Genomic DNA, 17,468 nt, shown 5'->3' on the forward strand with positions numbered 1-17,468 from the left:
CCAGACCTGGCGGCTTTTTTATTGGCCGGCAGGTTCTAAACACAGACAGGAGCCCGCCGTGCTGAGCACGACCGACGATCTTCGTATCCGCGAACTGAAAGAGCTGAACACGCCGGAAGAGGTGATGCGGGAAGTCCCGCGCACACTCACCGCGACGCGTGTGGTGATGGCGGCGCGTAACGCCATCCATGCGATCCTCAACGGCCAGGACGACCGCCTGCTGGTCGTGGTGGGCCCGTGCTCGGTGCATGATCCCAAGGCTGCGCTCGACTACGCCGAGCGCCTCGCACATTTGCGCGAGGACCTCGCCGACCAGCTCGAGATCGTGATGCGGGTCTATTTCGAGAAGCCGCGCACCACGGTCGGCTGGAAGGGCCTGATCAACGATCCCGACCTCGACGGCAGCTTCGACATCAACAAGGGCCTGCGGCTGGCGCGCAACGTGCTGTCGGCGGTGAACAATCTCGGCCTGCCCGCCGGCACCGAATTCCTGGACATGACGACGCCGCAATACATCGCAGACCTCGTCTCATGGGCAGCGATCGGCGCGCGTACGACCGAGAGCCAGATCCATCGCGAGCTGGCGTCGGGACTGTCCTGCCCGGTGGGCTTCAAGAACGGCACCGACGGCAACGTGCGGATCGCAGCGGACGCGGTGAAGTCGGCCTCGCATCCGCATCATTTCATGGCGGTGACCAAGCTCGGCCGTTCGGCGATCGCCTCGACCGCAGGCAACGAGGACTGCCACATCATCCTGCGCGGCGGCAGCAAGCCGAACTATGACGCGGCAAGCGTCGCCGCCGCCTGCAACGAGCTGACCAAATCGGGCGTCGTGCCGCTCGTGATGGTCGATGCGAGCCACGCCAATTCGAGCAAGAAGCCGGAGAACCAGCCGCTGGTGATGACCGATATTGCCGGCCAGATCTCAGGCGGCGAGAACCGCATCATGGGCGTGATGATCGAGAGCAATCTCGTCGCCGGCCGTCAGGACGTGGTGCCGGGCAAACCGCTCACCTACGGCCAGAGCATCACCGACGGCTGTATCGACTGGGCGACGACGGCGGCCGTGCTCGAGCAGCTCGCCGATGCGGTCGAGATCCGCCGCAACACCCAGCGCGCAGGGCTGCACGAACGATCGGCCTGAGGCGTGACGAGGCGAAGTGTCAGTCGCTTGCTCAGTTCCTCACCTCTCCCCAGCGGGGAGAGGTGAAAGAGATCAGCAGCCGCGGCAGATGCTCTTGATCTTGCGATCGAGCTCAGCGTCTTCCTTGTTCGCGGGAGTGTTCGGATTGCTCAGATTCTTCTCGCTCGGCACGTCGGCCGCGCGCGGCTGGCGATGACCGACGGGTGCCGGCAATACCGTTCCAGAGGTCGCGCCGCTCGATGTCGATCCCTTGGAGCCGCCGGTCTGTGCAACCGCCGTGCCCCCGAGCAAGACCACAAGCGATGCTGCCACCATGATCTTTTTCATGTCCGCTTCTCCATTCTCAACCGGCGCACGCTCCAACACCGCTCAGGTTTCGGGCGGATAGAGATGAACGTCGCCGCAATAGTCCACGATACGATAGCGCGTTTCGGCTCCCGCTTCACGCGCATCACCTGCGGTATTTTGTGCCACCGACACATAATTCGGTCCGACCGGCGACTTGCCGGCGCCGCCGGGAATATCGATGACATAGTCGGGCTGACACAGCCCTGACACCCGCCCGCGCAACTGCCGCATCAACTCCTGTCCGTGCGCCAGCGTCGTTCGCAGATGCGCAGTGCCCGGTGCGAGATCGCCGTGATGCAGGTAATAGGGCTTGATCCGGCATTCGACGAAAGCTCGCATCAAATCCGACAGAGCGGTGATGTTGTCGTTGACACCGCGCAAAAGCACCGACTGGCTCACCATGGGAATGCCGGCGTCGACGAGCCGCGCGCAGGCGGCACGCGCCGTTCCGGTCAGTTCCCGCGCATGGTTGGCGTGCAACGCGACCCAGGTGGTCGCTCCGTCGACCTTGAGCGCGGCGACCATCTCGTCGCTGATGCGCGCGGGATCGGCCACGGGCACGCGGGTGTGAAGACGGATGATCTTGACGTGATCGATCGCGGCCAGATCGGCCATGATCTCGCTCATGCGGCGCGGCGACAGCATCAGGGGATCGCCACCGGTCAGGATCACCTCCCAGATTTCGCTATGCGCGCGAATGTAGTCGATCGCCGCACGATAGGCGCTGTCCGAGAGTGCGTTCTCCTTGCCGGGCCCGACCATCTCGCGGCGGAAGCAGAAGCGGCAATAGACCGCACAGACGTGAACGAGCTTGAACAGCACGCGATCGGGATAGCGATGCACGATTCCGGGAACCGGCGAGTGCGGGTGATCGCCGATCGGGTCGGCGTTTTCGCCCGGCTGCGCGTCCAGCTCGGCCGCGGTCGGAACGAACTGCCGTGCGATGGGATCTTCGGGATCGGCGGTGTCGATCAACTCGACCAGCGCCGGCGTGATGGCCACCGCATAGCGCGCAGCAACGCGTTCGAGCACGGGCAGCGTCGCTGCGGGCGCCAGGCCTTCGGCGACGAGCTCGGCCGGCTCGCGCAAGGTGCGTGCAAGATTTGTCGTCCTCATGTCTCACTTAGCGTTTCATTTGCGGGCGGTGTCCAGACCACCTGGTCAATTCGCGATGCGCCGCTCGCCAGCATGACCAGCCGGTCGAAACCGAGCGCGACGCCGCTCGCCTCCGGCATTGCGGCGACTGCGGCTAGAAAGTCCTCGTCCAGAGGATAGGCCTCGCCGTAGCGGCGCTGCTTCTCCGCCATCGATTCCGTGAAGCGCTTGCGCTGCTCCTCGGCGTCGGTGAGTTCGCCAAAACCGTTGGCGAGCTCGACGCCGCAGGCATACACCTCGAACCGCTCGGCGACCCTGGGATCGTCCGCCTTCACCCGTGCCAGGGCCGCCTCTGGAGATGGGTATTCGAACAGAATGGTCAAACGGCCCTGCCCCAGATGCGGCTCGATATGCTCGACCAGAACCTTGCTGAAGATGTCGGACCAAGTGTCATCCTCGGCCACACGGACCTTCCCGCCGGCGGCTACGGCAAGCGCGGCACGGTTACCCTCGCCGCCCGAGATTGTCGACAGCAGGTCAATGCCGGCGAAGCGCTCAAAGGCGCCGGCGACCGTCACAAGCTCCGGCTCGACGAAGGGATCGGCGGTCCGGCCCCGGAACGAGAAGGTTCCGATTCCGGTCGCCTGCGCCGCGCGGGCGATGATGACGACGGTATCCGCCATGATCGCGTCATAGGGGGCGCCTGCCCGATACCATTCCAGCATGGTGAATTCGGGTAGATGCAGGTCGCCACGCTCTCGGTCCCGGAACACCCGGGCAAACTCGAAAATCCGCGTCTCGCCCGCCGCCAGCAGCTTTTTGCAGGCAAACTCCGGCGAGGTTCGCAAGTAGCGGCTCGCACGGCTGCCGTCCGGCCGCATGATCTCGGTCCTGGGGGCGTGCAGATGAGTTTCATTGCCGGGAGAGACCTGGAGGACGGAGGTTTCGACCTCGACGAAGCCCTGCTCGGTGAAAAATCCCCGCAGAGCCCCGGTAATGGCCCCCCTGGCCTGGAGGAACGGCCGCCGGTCGAGGTGCCGCTCGGGCGACCAGAACGGCGAGATCGGCTTGTCCCCAGCCATTAACGGATCGCCCCTCGGAACAGCAAAATGCTGGCATCCAACGGCAAAATCAGTATGTTGCGGCCCGAAACGGGCGCCGAGGTCTGATTTGAGGCCCCAAGTCCCCCATCGATTTGACCACGTCCTGGCCGGTGCCGGGCCAAGCAAGCAGGAAATACAGCTTTGAGAGTCATCGCCAGTTCTATTCGCAAGGGCAACGTGATCGAGCAAGACGGCAAGCTTTATGTCGTCGTGAGCGCCGAGAACATCCATCCCGGCAAGGGAACCCCGGTCAGCCAGATCGAAATGCGCCGAATCTCGGACGGGGTAAAGATCTCCGAGCGCTACAAGACCACCGACCAGGTCGAAAAGGCCACGATCGAAGAGCGCAACTACACCTACCTCTATGAGGACGGTGACGGCTACCACTTCATGAACCCGGAGACCTACGACCAGGTCCAGGTCTCCAAGGACGTCGTCGGCGACGCCGCTGCGTATCTTCAGGAGAGCATGACGGTCAAGCTGTCCATGCACGACACCAACCCGGTGTCGATCGCGCTGCCGCAGCGCGTGACGCTGGAAGTGGTCGACACCGAGCCCGTGACCAAGGGCCAGACCGCCTCCTCCTCCTACAAGCCTGCGGTCCTCTCCAACGGCGTGCGCACCACCGTGCCGCCGCACATCACGGTCGGCACCCGCGTCGTGGTGATGACCGAAGACGGCTCCTACGCCGAGCGCGCCAAGGACTAACGGGGAACAGAGCGATCGCAACAGGTGCTGCCGGGGGGCGAGACAGTGGTTGGGAACGGTTTCCGCTTTGTCTCGCAACTTCTGGCGTCGCTTTCGCTCCTCATTTCCACCCCGCTGGCTGCGGATGAATTTCGCAGCCCCTCGCTCACGGCCCTGCGCGTCGATTGGCGCGCAGCGCTGGACCAGCTCCGCTCGGAGATCACCACTCATCCCCGGATCGCGGACGATTTCATTTTCGCACCCCGCCGTTCGGTGCCGCGCTACGATCCGCGCGCGATGCCGGCGCTGGTGCAGCTCAACGCTGTCTCCTCGCAATTCTTCACCGGCATCACCCGCAGCCCCGTGCCCGTACTGCTGCCGTTCGACGCCGCCGCGTACCTCGAGGCGCAGCGCAACGGTGCGCCGGCTACAACAGCGCTGTCGCGCTACCAGGCTGATTTCAATCCCGTCGACATGTTCGACGCCGGTCCCGCCGGCTACAGCGCGACCTTCTCGTTCGAACCTGGCGCCGGCGACGGCATGCCGAGCCGGGTGTTTGCAAGGCCGGTCGAGGTGCGGATCACGGGATCGGCGCTCGTCTATGACATCGCCGATCCCTCAGGGGGCAAGGGCGAGCAGATCAAACCTCTGGCCGCGCTCTACCCGGACCTGCGCAGGTTCATACGGGAAGGCTATGTGCGCTACGCCTTCACGCGCTTCGGTGTCGCCTATGTGGTGTCGGTCCAGTGCCTCGACAGCGTCGCAAGACCGCGGCGGCTCGCCTGCAAGGAAGCCTATCCGGTCGCAGAACGCTTCCTGAAGGCGCTGCGGGTCGCCGGCGGGCAACGGATGCGGCCTCTGATGGACGTTGCCTCCAACATCCTGGATCGTCCTGCCGCGCGTTCGCCGGATTTCAGCTACCGGCCGAGCGGCGACATCATCCCGAATACGGGTTATCGCAAGCAAGGCGGCCATCCCGACGTGATGGCATATGCGCAGATCCGTTTTCCGCTCGAAAAGACGCCGGCCTTCGTGCGCTCGCAATCCTACCGCAAGCGTGACAAGAGCGACGACCCGACCGTCTATCCCTGGCGCGACAATTTCTGCGAGTCCCGCAGCTTCGAGGTCTGGCAGTGCGCCGGCGGATACGGCCACCAGGGCGAGGACATTCGCGCCGCCGATTGCCCGCCGCCCGGAGAAGGCCGCGAGCCCTGCGATCCGAAGCAGCGCGGTGTCGTCGCCGTGCGCGACGCGATCGTGATCCGCGCCGCCAAGGACCAGGCCGCGACGCTGCAAGTCAACAGCCGGACCGAACACATCCGCTTCCGCTACATGCACATGAATCCGCAGGCGATGAACGCCGATGGCCTCGTCAACGGCCGCATCGTCAGCGAAGGCGAGAAGATCGGCGTGGTCTCGAACTATCTCGACCATCCCGCTGGCACCTCGATGCATCTGCACTTCGATGTGCAGGTGTTCACCCGCGACGGCTGGATCTGGGTCAGCCCCTACATCACGCTGGTCTTGGCCTATGAGCGCCTGATCCACGCCCGCGGCCGCGAGGTCGGTCCGGAGATCGCGGGCGCTCCGCAGCCCGTTGCACACGCGCTGCCGGAGGACGTGATCAAGCCGGACCTGCGCGAGGGATCGAGCGGCGAGGAGAATTGAGCTGCTCGTGCAAACGGATTGCTCTCATCACACATTCGGTGTCGTCCCGGCCTAGCGCGCAATTACGTGCGGGGGGCCGGGACGACGTTGAGGCACTACTCCAAATACGTTGTCAGCTGCGCACCCTCATCCGCCACGAACACGGCGATCAACTCCGCCGGCTCCATCGCACTGGCATTGGCCGACACCAGATGCGTCGAACCGGGCGGCTCGAAGAAGGACTGGCCGACACCAAACGTCTCGACCGGGCCGCCGCCGAGCTGCGAACGGATCTCGCCCTTGGTGATGTAGGCCGTCACCGAGCCTGCGTGACGATGTGGCCGCGAGAAACCGCCCGGACCGTAGGATACGCGCACGATGGTGACGCGCTTGCCAGGGACGTTCGGTAGCGCGTAGGAGCCGATCGGCTCGACCTTGTCGAGCGGCGAACTCTCCGCAGCGGTGGCGCAGAGCGGCGCCAGCGCGCCTGATACACTGTCGATCGTCACCGGCAGCGCCTTGCCGATCGCAAGCGCGCAGGCAAGCCCCGCCATGATCGCGAGCGCCGTCGAACGTGAGGGCGTCGGACGCTGCACGGCGGAAAAACTCATCGCTGTCATCGTGACCTCCCCTCAGCTTGATCAGGACGCTGCAGCATTCGCCGCCGCCGGCCGCTTTGCCGGCGTCCAGCGATAGGCCGCACCAAACCGGTTCCAGACGTTGATCGAGGCGACCGCCGAGGTCAGGTAGGTCAGCTCGGTTTCGGAGAACTCGCGCGTTGCCTCCGAATAGATCTCCTCGCTGACGCCACCGGGTAGCAGCGTCAACGCCTCCGCCCAGGCCAGCGCCGCGCGCTCGCGCGCGGAAAAGATCGGCGCCTCGCGCCAGACCGCAACCAGATGGAGCTTGTCGACGGGAACGCCGATCCGTTCCGACAGCAGGACGTGATGCTGCAAGCAGAAGGCACAGCCGTTGATCTGCGAGGCGCGCAGCTTGACGAGCTCGATGAGTTGCTTGTCGAGGCCGGCCTTGGCGGCAAGCTGACCGAGCGCCAGCACCACATCATAGACGTCGGGCGCCAGGCGCTTGAAATCCTCGTATTCGCTGCGGGCGTGTGACATTGCGGTTCACCTCGTACCATTGTAAGTGTACTTATATCGTATAAGAGCTCTGATATGCCACGCAAGACCGCTGCCATCACAAGATCGAAAACCGCGCGCACGGCGCCCGCCGACGACGGCGCCGTGCGTATTCCTGCGCCCGGCGAAGGCAAACGCGGCGAGCAAGGCTATCTCGGCTATCTGCTGCGCCAGGCTCACGCCGCGGTCCGGCTGAAAATGGAGCGCACCCTCGCCGATCTCGGCGTGACCTCGCCGCAATTCGCGGTGCTGACCATGCTCAACGCCTATCCCGGCCTGTCCGGCGCCGACGTCGCCCGCCTCACCTTCCTGACCCCCCAGACCGTCGGCGTCATCATTCGCAACCTCGAACGCGACGGCGCAATCGCGATGACGCCGCATCCGGTCCACGGCCGCATTCAGCAATGGACGCTGACGCCGCGCGGCGCGACGCTGCTGAAGGCGTGCCGCGAGCGGGTGATCGCGCTCGAGAAGCGCCTTGCTCTGGGTTTGGATGGCAAGGCGGAAACCACGATCCGGCGCTGGCTCGCCGGCATCGCGGCCGAGTTGCAGGAGGACTAGCCGCCCTTCAACGCATTCTTGACCTCGCCGTCGGGCCAGGCCTCGCCTGCGGCAATCACCCGCACGCGCGTTCGGTCCGCGGCATTGACCAGCACGTGCGAACTCACCCGGTCGCGGCTAGGCTCCAGGTGCAGATCGGTTTCGGGCTTCCAGCTCAGCGTGGTCGCGAGATCGCCGGGAAAGATCTGCCATTGCGATCCGTCGTCGAGCTCGACGACATGGCTTTCCGCATGTGCGTGAATCTTCATTCCACCCCGATTGCTATGGCGGCCGGATATTTCCTCATCTTCTCCTCCTCATCGTCGTGGGGGAATGCAGGACTGCGACAGTTTGTTCCGACGGAACGGCTGATCCGGCCGCGCGGAGATCAGGGGTCAGGAACCGACTCACACGCGCCATGTTTCGGGCTAGAATGTGCACATGACGCACGCTGATTCCTCATCCCATCCAACGCGCCGCGCCCTGCTCCACTCGACGTTCACTGCAGCGGCGCTGCTTGCAGTCCCAAAACGCGCCCTCGCCGCGCCTGCAGGCTTCGACGAATGGCGCGAAGCCTTTCGCGCACGGGCGATGGCCAAGGGCATTTCGGCCGCGACTTGGCAGCGCGCGATGGCGCGGGTCGAGCCGGACATGAGCGTGTTCAAGCAAATGCGCAACCAGCCCGAATTCCACGAGCAGGTCTGGCAATACATCAACCGCCGCGTCTCCGACTGGCGCATCATCAACGGCAAGATCGCGCTGAAGAACAACGAAGCGCTGTTTGCGCGCATCGAGCGCGATTTCGGCGTCGAGCGCGGCACGCTGCTGGCTTTGTGGGGCGTCGAGTCCGCCTATGGCGATCCGCTGGTGCAGCAGAACCATATGACGCCGGTGTTTCCCTCGCTCGCCGCGCTCGCCTGGAACGAACCGCGGCGCAAGGCCTATTGGGAGACCGAGCTGATCAACGCGCTGCGCATCGTCGACAAGGGCTGGAGCACGCCGGAGCAGATGCAGGGATCCTGGGCCGGTGCAATGGGCCATTCGCAATGGATGCCGGAAGTCTGGCTCAATGTCGGCATCGACTATGATGGCGACGGCAAGGTCTCGCCCTTCGGCAAGCCCGATGATGCGCTGGGCTCGACCGCGAAGTATCTCGTCAATCGTGGCAAGTGGCATCGCGGCGAGCATTGGGGCTATGAGGTGCGCGCGCCCGGCAACATGAGCGGTAGCCGCACCTACGCCGCTTGGGCGTCGGCCGGTGTCACCCGTGCCGACGGCCAGCCATTCCCGCAGCCGAACGCAACCGCGCAGCTGTGGACGCCTGTTGCGGGCGGGCCGAGCTTCCTGCTCGGACCGAATTTCTACTCGGTGAAGAGCTACAATCCCTCGATGAACTATGCGCTGGCGATCTGCCATCTCGGCGACCGCTGCCTTGGCGCGCCTCCCTTCATCCAGCCCTTCCCAGGCTCCGAGCGCGCGCTGACGCTCGCCGAGGTGCAGGAGATGCAGACGCGCCTGACCAAGGCCGGCTTCGACACCGGGGGCACCGACGGCCGCGTCGGCAACGACACGATGAAAGCGGTCAAGGATTTTCAGCAGCGCGCGGGCATCACGCCGGCGGACGGATACGGCGGGCTGAAGGTTCTGGCGAAGCTGCGGCAGGGGTCGTAGGCCACCTCAGTGCCGGTACTGCGGCTCTTCCGCGTCGAGCTGGCGGCGGATGGCGGCGAGATGCAGTCGCGCGGATTCGGTATCGCCTTCGCGCATCTGCCTGTAGGTTTCGGCCGCAACCGCGGGATCGACCGGCAGCACCTTTCGTCCGGTCGACATCGCCAGCACCTGCACCTCGGCTGCGCGTTCGAGGTAATAAAGATCGTCCCAGGCTTCAGCGATGGTCGGGGCCAGCACCATCACGCCGTGATGCTTCATGAAGACGATATCGGCATCGCCGACGGCAGACGCGATGCGTGCGCCTTCGCGGTTGTCGAGCGCGAGGCCGTTATAGTCGCGGTCGACCGCGGTGCGGCCGTAGAATTTCAGCGCGGTCTGGCCGGCCCAGATCAGCGGCTCGCCCTCGGTCATCGACAGCGCCGTCGCATAGGGCATGTGGGTGTGGAAGGCGACCTTGGCGCGCGGCAGGCGCTTGTGCATCTCGGCATGGATGTAGAAGGCGGTCGCCTCGGGTACGCCCTCGCCGTCGAGCACGTTGCCGTGGAAGTCGCAGATCAGCAGCTTCGACGCGGTCAGCTCGCGGAAGGCGTAGCCATAAGGGTTGACCAGGAAGAGATCGTCATGTCCCGGCACCACGGCCGAGAAGTGATTGCAGATGCCTTCCTCAAAACCGTTGCGCGCGGCCATGCGGAAGCAGGCGGCAAGATCCTCGCGCGCGGCGCGGATCGCATCGGTGGCGAGGTCCGGCCGGTTCGAACGATGGGGCGCGGATGAGGAAGCGTGAAGGCTATGCGCCATGGCGAAGGGCACCTCTGTCGGTCGGAGCTGGTCGCGTTGTACAGGGGCTGCGCCTGCGCGTCAGCCCCTGCGAGTGCCACCCTGCCCTGCGCAGCTCAAGCGCGCCGCGGCACGCCGCCGGCATTCATGCCGCCATCGATCACGAGTTCGCTGCCGGTGACATAACGCGAGGCATCGGAGGCCAGATACAGCACGCCAGAGGCGATCTCCACCGCCTGGCCGGCACGGCCCAGCGGCGTCACGACCTTGGCGCGCTCCTCCGGATCAATCGGCGCGTTCTGGCCGGCACCGGTCGCGCCGGTCGGGATTTTGCCCCAGATCGGCGTGTCGATGATGCCGGGATGCACCGAGTTGACGCGGATGCCGTCGCCGGCCGCCGCGCACTCCATCGCAATCGATTTGGCGAACAGCCGCACGCCGCCCTTGGTGGCCGAATAGGCCGACAGCCCGGGTGCACCGCGCAGGCCCGCCAGTGACGACATCATCACGATCGAGCCGCCCCCGGTCTTGCGCATCAAGGGCAGGCAGTGCTTGACCGAGAGGAACACGCCGTCGAGGTTGATCGCATTCTGCTTGCGCCAATCGGCCAGCGTCATGTCGACGATTGAAGGGACAGAAATGCCGATGCCGGCATTGGAGACCATGACGTCGAGCCGGCCGTAGCGCTTTGCGACCTCGGCGACGACCTTGATCCAGCGTTCCTCGCTGGTGACATCCTGCTCCAGGAAAATCGCCTTGCCGCCGGCCTTGGTGATGCGCTTGGCGAGCTCGGGGCCGCGCAGCTCGTCGATGTCGGTTGCAACGACGGTGGCGCCCTCGCGCGCGAACAGCTCGACGATGGCCTCACCGATGCCGGAGGCGCCGCCCGTCACCAGCGCGATCTTGCCCTCAACCTGCCCTGCCATGTTCACTCCCTTTCTTTTTTGTTGTTTGCGGCCGCTATCTAATCACGGATGGCCCCTGGTCCGGTAGCGCGACGTCGACGACGCGGAATTGCACACGCTCGACGCCCTGGTAGCGATCGACCGACAATGATCCCGCGACATGCATTTGCTGACCGCGGTTGGCGAGCAGCGCATTGCCGAGCTTCTGGCCGACCGAACGGAACGCGATGCCGTTGACGATGGCGCCGTCGCCGGATTTGAAGCGCAGCCTCAAGTGCGCCTGCCCGACCTCGTCGGCATAGACGAGCTGGTGCGCCGGCAAGGCCAGCACCGGCTCCGGATTGCCGCTGCCGAACGGGCCGGCACGGTTGAGGGTGGTCGCAAGCTCCGGCGTCACGGCGCGCGCGGAGACCGCGCCGTCGACATAGAGCTCGTTGACGTGCCGCGCCTCCGCGACGTCGCGCGCCAGCGCGTTCTCCAGATAGGCGCGGAATTCGGCGAGCTTCTCCTTGCGCAGCGTCACGCCCGCAGCCATCGCGTGGCCGCCGCCCTTGAGCAGAATGCCATCAGTGACCGCCTGCCGCACGGCCTTGCCGAGATCGACTCCGGCGATCGAGCGGCCCGAGCCGGTGCCGATGCCGCCGGGCTCGAGCGCGATGGCAAAAGCAGGCCGCGAAAATTTCTCCTTCAACCGGGAGGCGACGAGGCCGACCACGCCGGGATGCCAGCCTTCGGAGGCCGTGACGATCACGCCGAGCTTGTCCTCCAGCCCGATCGAGGCGAGCGCCTCAGCTTCGGCCTGCGCTTCCGCCGCCTGTTCGATGATGCGGCGCTCGTTGTTGAGGCGGTCGAGCTCGGCGGCGATGCGCGCGGCCTCGACGCTGTCGCCTTCGAGCAAGAGCCGCACGCCGAGATCGGCACGGCCGATGCGGCCGCCGGCATTAACGCGCGGCCCCAGCATGAAGCCGAGATGCCAAGCCTCCGGCGGACCGTTGAGCCGCGCCACGTCCATCAGCGCGGTGTGGCCGATGTGGTCGCGTCGCCGCATCGCGATCAACCCTTTTGCGACGAAGGCGCGGTTGAGACCGATCAGCGGGGCGACGTCGGCGACGGTGCCGAGTGCGACGTGATGAAGCACGCCGAGCAGATCGGGCTCGGGCATCTCGGCGCGCCAGAAACCGCGCTGGCGCAGCTCGCGATTGACGGCGACCAGCGTGACCAGCACGAGGCCAACGGCGGCGAGATGGCCAAGGCCCGAGAGATCGTCAGAGCGGTTCGGATTGACCAGCGCATCGACCTCGGGCAGATCGAGGCCGCATTGGTGGTGGTCGATCACGACGACGGACATGCCGAGGCGCTTCGCCTCGGCCAGCGGCTCGATACTGGTGGTGCCGCAATCGACGGTGACAAGCAGCGTTGCGCCCTTCGCAGCGAGCGTGCGCACTGCTTCGGTGTTCGGGCCGTAGCCTTCGAAGATGCGGTCGGGAATGTGGATCAGCGGATCGAGGCCGCAATGGCGCAGATGCCAGGCGAGCAGTGCCGCCGATGTCGCGCCGTCGACGTCGTAATCGCCGAAGATCGCGACCTTCTCGCCTTTCGTCGCGGCATCAGCGATCCGCTGGGCAGCGGCTTCCATCTCCGTCACCGTGAACGGGTCCGGCAGCAGTTTTCGAATCGTTGGGTCAAGGAAGTCCGGCACGGTGTCGATGTCGACGCCACGGCCGGCCAGCACCCGCGCCAGCAGCTCCGGCAATTGGTGCCGCTGCACGATCGCAAGCGCCTTCGCCGCCCCGCGCCCGTCGAGCCGGTCACGCCAGAGCTTGTCGGTGAGCGAGCGCGTCACCCCCAGGAACGCTTGGGGCGCTTCGACGGGCAAGGCAGTGGCGGATGGCGTCATGATTCGAGAGCGATCTTGGGAACTCGGGGGCCGGACGAACACGCAAGGCGTCCGGGTCACTGGCGGATTGGCCGGCAAGCCGCCGGATTTTGCAACGGCCGCCAGGCACAAAGCGGTGGATGAGCGATCCTGGCGGCACGCGGTGACTATCATTTAGGCAACCCGCAAAACAGCAAATTAAGCGGGCGTTAGGCGGAATCCTCGAAAAGGAATCGTATTCGATCTGTAATTTGTTGTCCTGGGTTCATTGCAGATCAGACCTCATTGCCAAGGGAAGCTCCCCGATGTCCGCTGCGCTGGGTCTGAAAGCCAAGCCAATCACCACCGAACCCGCTGATGATGATTCCGACATCTCCGCGCTGATCAACCGCCTGACTGCGGAGGTCAACCAGATCGCGGTCGACAAGACCAAGGCGATCCAGCAGATCACCAACCAGATGAAGATGCTGGCCCTGAACGCGCTGATCGAGAGCTCGCGCGCCGGCGCGCAAGGCGCGGGCTTTGCGGTGGTGGCGCAGGAGGTGCGCGGCGTCGGCCAGCAGGTCGAGACCATCGCCCGCGAGCTCGAGACACAGCTGACAAAACGGACCGGCGACCTCGTCGCCTCGATCGACCGCATGAGCCAGCGCTCGCGCGGCGAGCGCATGGTCGATCTGTCACTCAATGCCATCGAGCTGATCGACCGCAATCTCTATGAGCGCACCTGCGACGTGCGCTGGTGGGCGACCGACTCCGCCGTAGTCGATTGCGCGGCTTCGCCGAGCGCGGCGGCTGTAAACCACGTCTCGCAGCGCCTCGGCGTGATCCTGGGGGCCTACACCGTCTATCTCGACCTCTGGCTCTGCGATCTCGACGGCAACGTCATCGCCAATGGCCGCGCCGACCGGTTCCGCGTCGTCGGCCAGAACGTCGCTCACACCAAATGGTTTCGCGAGGCGCGATCCTTGCGCTCCGGCGACGACTACGTCGCCGGCGACGTCGAGAACCAATCGCTGCTCGGCAACGCGCAGGTCGCGACCTATTGCGCCAGCGTCCGCGCCGGCGGCCAGGCCCACGGCGCGCCGATCGGCGTGCTCGCCATCCATTTCGACTGGGAGCCGCAGGCCCGCGCCATCGTCCAGGGCGTGCGAGTTGGCGACAGCGACAAGGCGCGCGTGCTGCTGGTCGACTCGAATCTTCGCGTGATTGCCGCCTCCGACGGCCAGGGCATCCTCAGCGAGCGCCTCTCGATCTCGCTGAACGGCCAGCGCTCCGGCTTCTATCACGACCGCACCGGTGCGCTGGTCGCATTCCATGCCACCCCGGGCTATGAGACCTATCGTGGGCTCGGCTGGTACGGCGTGATCGTCTGCGGGGCGTGAGGCGCCCCGCAAAATCGGACGGGTAGCCCGCCCCTATCAAAACACGCGAAAACAACCCCATGCACAGTAGCAAGGGGTTGCTTTCATTGGTGTTTTCCGACGAGGCTTCCTTGCTGTTCTTAGGGGACCGTCACAACGCTTTGACACGTCGGGCAAAACACTGGCAATCTGCGATCATCGCAGGTCGTGTTCATAGCACGAGGGATGATCCCTTAGCGGTTTTGTGAGATCGCACCCCGGCTTCTGAAGCATTTTCAGGCAAGCCACGCTCGTTACAGGCAAGAGCCCCGCGCCAATGGTCGCGTAGAGTCGCTTCGCATCACGTTCATCGACGTGAGAGCGCGAGTTCGCATTGGTCATCTCGCGCTCGTAAAATACCGAGGAGACATGCCATGAAGATCGTCGTGATCGGCGGGACCGGATTGATCGGATCCAAGCTCGTGGCGAAGCTCAAACAGCAGGGCCATGAGGCGGTGGCCGCCTCACCGAAATCAGGCGTGAACGCCGTGACCGGCGAAGGCCTCGCTGCCGCGCTGGCCGGCGCCGATGTCGTCGTTGACGTCGCCAATGCACCGTCCTGGGAGCCGGCCGCCGTGCTCGATTTCTTCCAGCGTTCGAGCCAAAATCTCGCCGCGGCAGAGGCTGCTGCGGCCGTGAAGCATCACGTGGCCCTTTCAATTGTCGGCACCGAACGGTCGCCCGACAACACCTATTTCCGTGCCAAGCTCGCCCAGGAGACCATCATCAAGTCCTCTTCGGTCCCCTACTCGATCGTGCGCGCCACTCAGTTCTTCGAATTCCTCGCCGCCATTGCCGAAACAAGCGTGATCGAGGGGAAAATTGTCGTTCCCACGGCCCAGTTTCAGCCGATCGCGGCCGATGACGTCGTTGCTCGCCTCGCGGAGGTCGCAACGGGCCGGCCGCTCAACGGTACGATCGATATCGCAGGACCTGAGAAGGCCCCCTTCAATGAATTCATCGCGCGCCGCCTGAAGGCGGCCGGCGACACACGTCCCGTGGTCGGAGACCCGAAGGCGATGTATTACGGCGCCCCCATCGACGACACATCGCTGAACCCGCTCGGCGAGGCGCGGCTCGGGAAAACGCCGCTCGCAACATGGCTCGCCGGCCTCTGAGACTTGTAATCACGACCATCACCGCAGTGAAGGACATCCCATGCGCAGATTGCTGATTGCTACAGCGGTTTATGCTGCCTCGTTGCTGACGGCTCATGCAGCCGAGCCGGCAGCGCCATTGGCAAAGGTAACGGTCGTGTTCGACCAGACTCTGCCCAACGTCCCCGGCAAGAGCATGAAAGGCGTGCTGGTCGAATATGGCCCCGGAGGCTCCTCACCCGCGCACATTCATGCTCCCTCTGCCTTCATTTATGCCACGGTCCTGGAAGGCGCGATCCGCAGTCAGGTCAATGATGGTCCCGCCAAGGTCTTTCACAAGGGAGAGAACTTTTCCGAGCGGCCCGGCGACCGTCACGCCGTCAGCGCCAACGCCAGCGATACCGAGCCGGCGAAACTGCTTGCCGTTTTCGTGGTGGATACGGCCGACAAGGAGTTGACGACGCCGATCGCGAAATAGCGCCGGATCTGCAAGTGAGGCCCACAATCGTCGTGCCAATCGACGGGGTTATCGTGTACGGCACTCTTTGCCCATTCGACTGAAACCCTCCGCAGAGTTCCGTGTGCAAAGAAGCGCGCCCATGCATTTGCGCGACGGAACCGGCCGACGAGCCGGTCAGTGCCACTTGTCGCGCGCCAGCACGCCCCAAATGAACGGGGTGGTCGTCCGCTCGATTTCCGGAAGGCGGGACCCACCGAGGTTCTCCGCCGCGGAGACCAGCATGCCGTCACCGGCGCCCACAAACGAAGCTGAGAGGTTGGCCGCCCTGCGCGCGCTCGACATCGTCGATAGCGCGCCGGAAGTTGCTTATGACGAAATCGCCGAGCTCGCGGCGCAGCTCTGCGGCTGCCCGGTCTCCTACATCAGCTTCATCGACGACGAGCGGCGCTGGCTCAAGGCACGATATGGTCTGCCGGCCGAAGTCACTGACGCTCCGCGCGAGAACGCTGTCTGCACAACGACGATTTGCGGCACCGAACTGCTCGTCGTTCCCGACCTGAAACGGGATCCGCGTTTCGAAAACAGCCCGATGGTCTCACTGAAGCCATCCTGCCGATTCTATTGCGGCATGCCGCTCATCACTAACGAAGGTTATGCGCTCGGAACGCTTTGCGTGATGGACTTCGAGCCGAGGCAGCTGTCTTTCGAGCAGACGGAAGCTCTTCGAATGCTGTCGCATCAGGTGCTGGCGCAACTGGAACTCCGTCGCAAGCTGATCGAGGATCGCCAGACCATCAAGCAACTGGAGCAAGCACGCCTCGAGGCCGCCGCTGAGCGAGCACGCGCCGAGGAATTGTTGCACAACGTCTTGCCGGCGCCGATCGCCGACGAGCTGACGCGACGCGGCAGAGTTCAGCCGAAATACACCCGGTCGGCCACCATTCTGTTCGCGGATATTCAGGGCTTTACCCTGCTCGCCGAACGGACCGAGCCAGCCAGGCTCATCCATCTCCTCGACGAATATTTCTCGGCCCTGGACGAAATCGGTGCCCGACACGGTCTGGAGAAGGTCAAGACCATGGGCGATGCCTACATGGCGGTTGCGGGCGTTATTTCGCCCGACCGGCGGCACTCGATCGATGTCTGCCTCGCGGCGTTGGAGATGCGGGCGCAGCTCGACCACCTGAGAGCGGAATGCGAAGCGATCGGCGAACATGCCCTGCAATTGCGCATCGGAATCCATACCGGACCGGTCATCTCCGGTGTCGTTGGCAACCGCAGAATGACCTTCGACATCTGGGGTGATGCAGTCAACACCGCGTGGTTCATGGAGGCGTTCGGAGTCGCTGGCCGGATCAACGTCTCGGAAACCGTGGCCGGGCACGTCCACGGGCTATTCGACTTGGAATCGCGCGGCCCTGTCGAGGCCAAGCATGCGCGCGCACATGAAATGTTCTTTCTCAACGGCCTTAAGAGGGAATATTCGCGCAACGAAGACGGAAATCTGCCGAACGATCATTTTCTTTCCGAGTATCACCGTATCGGTGGTTCGCGGCTGGCCCACCAACGGTGAGAGCGC

18 protein-coding genes are annotated in these 17,468 nt (G+C 64.7%); 9 read left to right on the forward strand and 9 right to left on the reverse strand.

The features are described 5' to 3' along the window. Positions 1-58 precede the first annotated feature (58 nt). Entirely contained in the window at positions 59-1,144 is a 1,086-nt protein-coding gene (locus AAE027_RS06985; RefSeq protein WP_370987425.1) for a 3-deoxy-7-phosphoheptulonate synthase, read from the forward strand. A 72-nt stretch (positions 1,145-1,216) separates the two neighbouring features. Here the strand turns inward: AAE027_RS06985 and AAE027_RS06990 are convergent, their stop codons facing one another. The 3 genes from AAE027_RS06990 to epmA are packed head-to-tail and all read right to left on the reverse strand — an operon-like array spanning position 1,217 to position 3,669. Beyond that, positions 1,217-1,471 (reverse strand): hypothetical protein, encoded by a 255-nt coding sequence (locus AAE027_RS06990; RefSeq protein ID WP_370987426.1) that lies wholly within the window; start codon positions 1,469-1,471, stop codon positions 1,217-1,219. 42 nt (positions 1,472-1,513) lie between these two features. Further along, positions 1,514-2,608, reverse strand: a complete 1,095-nt coding sequence (locus AAE027_RS06995; protein ID WP_370987427.1) for a lysine-2,3-aminomutase-like protein — start codon at positions 2,606-2,608, stop codon at positions 1,514-1,516. Beyond that, positions 2,605-3,669, reverse strand: coding sequence for an EF-P lysine aminoacylase EpmA (gene epmA, locus AAE027_RS07000; protein WP_370987486.1), 1,065 nt, complete (start codon positions 3,667-3,669; stop codon positions 2,605-2,607). The genes AAE027_RS06995 and epmA overlap by 4 nt, the downstream gene beginning before the upstream one ends. Before the next feature lie 162 nt (positions 3,670-3,831). On the opposite strand from epmA, the gene efp reads away from it, so the two are divergent. Together efp and AAE027_RS07010 are read left to right on the forward strand one after the other, a co-directional pair. Further along, entirely contained in the window at positions 3,832-4,398 is a 567-nt protein-coding gene (efp, locus tag AAE027_RS07005) for an elongation factor P (RefSeq protein ID WP_028177546.1), read from the forward strand. A 24-nt stretch (positions 4,399-4,422) separates the two neighbouring features. After that, a complete protein-coding gene (locus AAE027_RS07010) occupies positions 4,423-6,045 on the forward strand; it encodes a M23 family peptidase (RefSeq protein ID WP_370987428.1) in 1,623 nt (540 codons plus the stop codon). A gap of 95 nt (positions 6,046-6,140) precedes the next feature. Here AAE027_RS07010 and AAE027_RS07015 read toward each other — a convergent pair whose 3' ends face one another. Both AAE027_RS07015 and AAE027_RS07020 read right to left on the reverse strand, forming a co-directional pair. After that, a complete protein-coding gene (locus tag AAE027_RS07015; RefSeq protein WP_370987429.1) occupies positions 6,141-6,644 on the reverse strand; it encodes a cupin domain-containing protein in 504 nt (167 codons plus the stop codon). A gap of 21 nt (positions 6,645-6,665) precedes the next feature. After that, the gene (locus AAE027_RS07020; RefSeq protein WP_091887877.1) at positions 6,666-7,145 is read right to left on the reverse strand and encodes a carboxymuconolactone decarboxylase family protein; all 480 of its coding nucleotides are present in this window, start codon (positions 7,143-7,145) and stop codon (positions 6,666-6,668) included. A 54-nt stretch (positions 7,146-7,199) separates the two neighbouring features. Here AAE027_RS07020 and AAE027_RS07025 point away from each other — a divergent pair, with 54 nt between their 5' ends. Continuing rightward, entirely contained in the window at positions 7,200-7,724 is a 525-nt protein-coding gene (locus AAE027_RS07025; protein ID WP_370987430.1) for a MarR family winged helix-turn-helix transcriptional regulator, read from the forward strand. Here AAE027_RS07025 and AAE027_RS07030 read toward each other — a convergent pair. Next, complete coding sequence (locus AAE027_RS07030) at positions 7,721-7,972, reverse strand: hypothetical protein (RefSeq protein WP_091887880.1); 252 nt, start codon at positions 7,970-7,972, stop codon at positions 7,721-7,723. The two genes, AAE027_RS07025 and AAE027_RS07030, sit on opposite strands and share 4 nt — an antisense overlap. Before the next feature lie 172 nt (positions 7,973-8,144). On the opposite strand from AAE027_RS07030, the gene AAE027_RS07035 reads away from it, so the two are divergent. Next, positions 8,145-9,374 carry a lytic murein transglycosylase gene (locus AAE027_RS07035; protein ID WP_370987431.1) on the forward strand — a complete coding sequence of 410 codons (1,230 nt, stop codon included), beginning with the start codon at positions 8,145-8,147 and terminating at the stop codon, positions 9,372-9,374. Positions 9,375-9,380: 6 nt separating this feature from the next. Here the strand turns inward: AAE027_RS07035 and AAE027_RS07040 are convergent, their stop codons facing one another. The 3 genes from AAE027_RS07040 to recJ form a co-directional block, all read right to left on the reverse strand. Continuing rightward, positions 9,381-10,172, reverse strand: a complete 792-nt coding sequence (locus tag AAE027_RS07040) for an aldolase (RefSeq protein ID WP_370987432.1) — start codon at positions 10,170-10,172, stop codon at positions 9,381-9,383. Between the two features lie 95 nt (positions 10,173-10,267). Continuing rightward, positions 10,268-11,077, reverse strand: coding sequence for an SDR family NAD(P)-dependent oxidoreductase (locus AAE027_RS07045; protein ID WP_370987433.1), 810 nt, complete (start codon positions 11,075-11,077; stop codon positions 10,268-10,270). Between the two features lie 34 nt (positions 11,078-11,111). Further along, positions 11,112-12,953 (reverse strand): single-stranded-DNA-specific exonuclease RecJ, encoded by a 1,842-nt coding sequence (gene recJ, locus AAE027_RS07050; protein WP_370987434.1) that lies wholly within the window; start codon positions 12,951-12,953, stop codon positions 11,112-11,114. A gap of 284 nt (positions 12,954-13,237) precedes the next feature. On the opposite strand from recJ, the gene AAE027_RS07055 reads away from it, so the two are divergent. From AAE027_RS07055 to AAE027_RS07070, 4 genes are all read left to right on the forward strand, one after another. Next, positions 13,238-14,314, forward strand: coding sequence for a methyl-accepting chemotaxis protein (locus AAE027_RS07055; RefSeq protein WP_370987435.1), 1,077 nt, complete (start codon positions 13,238-13,240; stop codon positions 14,312-14,314). A gap of 392 nt (positions 14,315-14,706) precedes the next feature. Next, positions 14,707-15,450 carry an SDR family oxidoreductase gene (locus tag AAE027_RS07060; RefSeq protein ID WP_370987436.1) on the forward strand — a complete coding sequence of 248 codons (744 nt, stop codon included), beginning with the start codon at positions 14,707-14,709 and terminating at the stop codon, positions 15,448-15,450. 40 nt (positions 15,451-15,490) lie between these two features. Next, complete coding sequence (locus AAE027_RS07065) at positions 15,491-15,907, forward strand: cupin domain-containing protein (RefSeq protein ID WP_370987437.1); 417 nt, start codon at positions 15,491-15,493, stop codon at positions 15,905-15,907. Between the two features lie 262 nt (positions 15,908-16,169). Beyond that, on the forward strand, positions 16,170-17,462 hold the full coding sequence (locus AAE027_RS07070; protein WP_370987438.1) for an adenylate/guanylate cyclase domain-containing protein: 1,293 nt from the start codon (positions 16,170-16,172) through the stop codon (positions 17,460-17,462). Positions 17,463-17,468 lie beyond the last annotated feature (6 nt).

Origin of the sequence: Bradyrhizobium sp. DN3 (genome assembly GCF_041357655.1) — a bacterium.
In the GTDB taxonomy this organism is placed as follows: Bacteria; Pseudomonadota; Alphaproteobacteria; order Rhizobiales; family Xanthobacteraceae; genus Bradyrhizobium.

Bases quoted from the DNA above. Each gene is read 5' to 3' on its own strand.
- AAE027_RS06990 (WP_370987426.1), bottom strand. From the start codon at position 1,471: ATGAAAAAGATCATGGTGGCAGCATCGCTTGTGGTCTTGCTCGGGGGC.
- AAE027_RS06995 (WP_370987427.1), bottom strand. From the start codon at position 2,608: ATGAGGACGACAAATCTTGCACGCACCTTGCGCGAGCCGGCCGAGCTC.
- epmA (WP_370987486.1), bottom strand. From the start codon at position 3,669: ATGGCTGGGGACAAGCCGATCTCGCCGTTCTGGTCGCCCGAGCGGCAC.
- AAE027_RS07015 (WP_370987429.1), bottom strand. From the start codon at position 6,644: ATGACAGCGATGAGTTTTTCCGCCGTGCAGCGTCCGACGCCCTCACGT.
- AAE027_RS07020 (WP_091887877.1), bottom strand. From the start codon at position 7,145: ATGTCACACGCCCGCAGCGAATACGAGGATTTCAAGCGCCTGGCGCCC.
- AAE027_RS07025 (WP_370987430.1), top strand. From the start codon at position 7,200: ATGCCACGCAAGACCGCTGCCATCACAAGATCGAAAACCGCGCGCACG.
- AAE027_RS07030 (WP_091887880.1), bottom strand. From the start codon at position 7,972: ATGAAGATTCACGCACATGCGGAAAGCCATGTCGTCGAGCTCGACGAC.
- AAE027_RS07035 (WP_370987431.1), top strand. From the start codon at position 8,145: ATGACGCACGCTGATTCCTCATCCCATCCAACGCGCCGCGCCCTGCTC.
- AAE027_RS07040 (WP_370987432.1), bottom strand. From the start codon at position 10,172: ATGGCGCATAGCCTTCACGCTTCCTCATCCGCGCCCCATCGTTCGAAC.
- AAE027_RS07045 (WP_370987433.1), bottom strand. From the start codon at position 11,077: ATGGCAGGGCAGGTTGAGGGCAAGATCGCGCTGGTGACGGGCGGCGCC.
- recJ (WP_370987434.1), bottom strand. From the start codon at position 12,953: ATGACGCCATCCGCCACTGCCTTGCCCGTCGAAGCGCCCCAAGCGTTC.
- AAE027_RS07055 (WP_370987435.1), top strand. From the start codon at position 13,238: ATGTCCGCTGCGCTGGGTCTGAAAGCCAAGCCAATCACCACCGAACCC.
- AAE027_RS07060 (WP_370987436.1), top strand. From the start codon at position 14,707: ATGAAGATCGTCGTGATCGGCGGGACCGGATTGATCGGATCCAAGCTC.
- AAE027_RS07065 (WP_370987437.1), top strand. From the start codon at position 15,491: ATGCGCAGATTGCTGATTGCTACAGCGGTTTATGCTGCCTCGTTGCTG.
- AAE027_RS07070 (WP_370987438.1), top strand. From the start codon at position 16,170: ATGCCGTCACCGGCGCCCACAAACGAAGCTGAGAGGTTGGCCGCCCTG.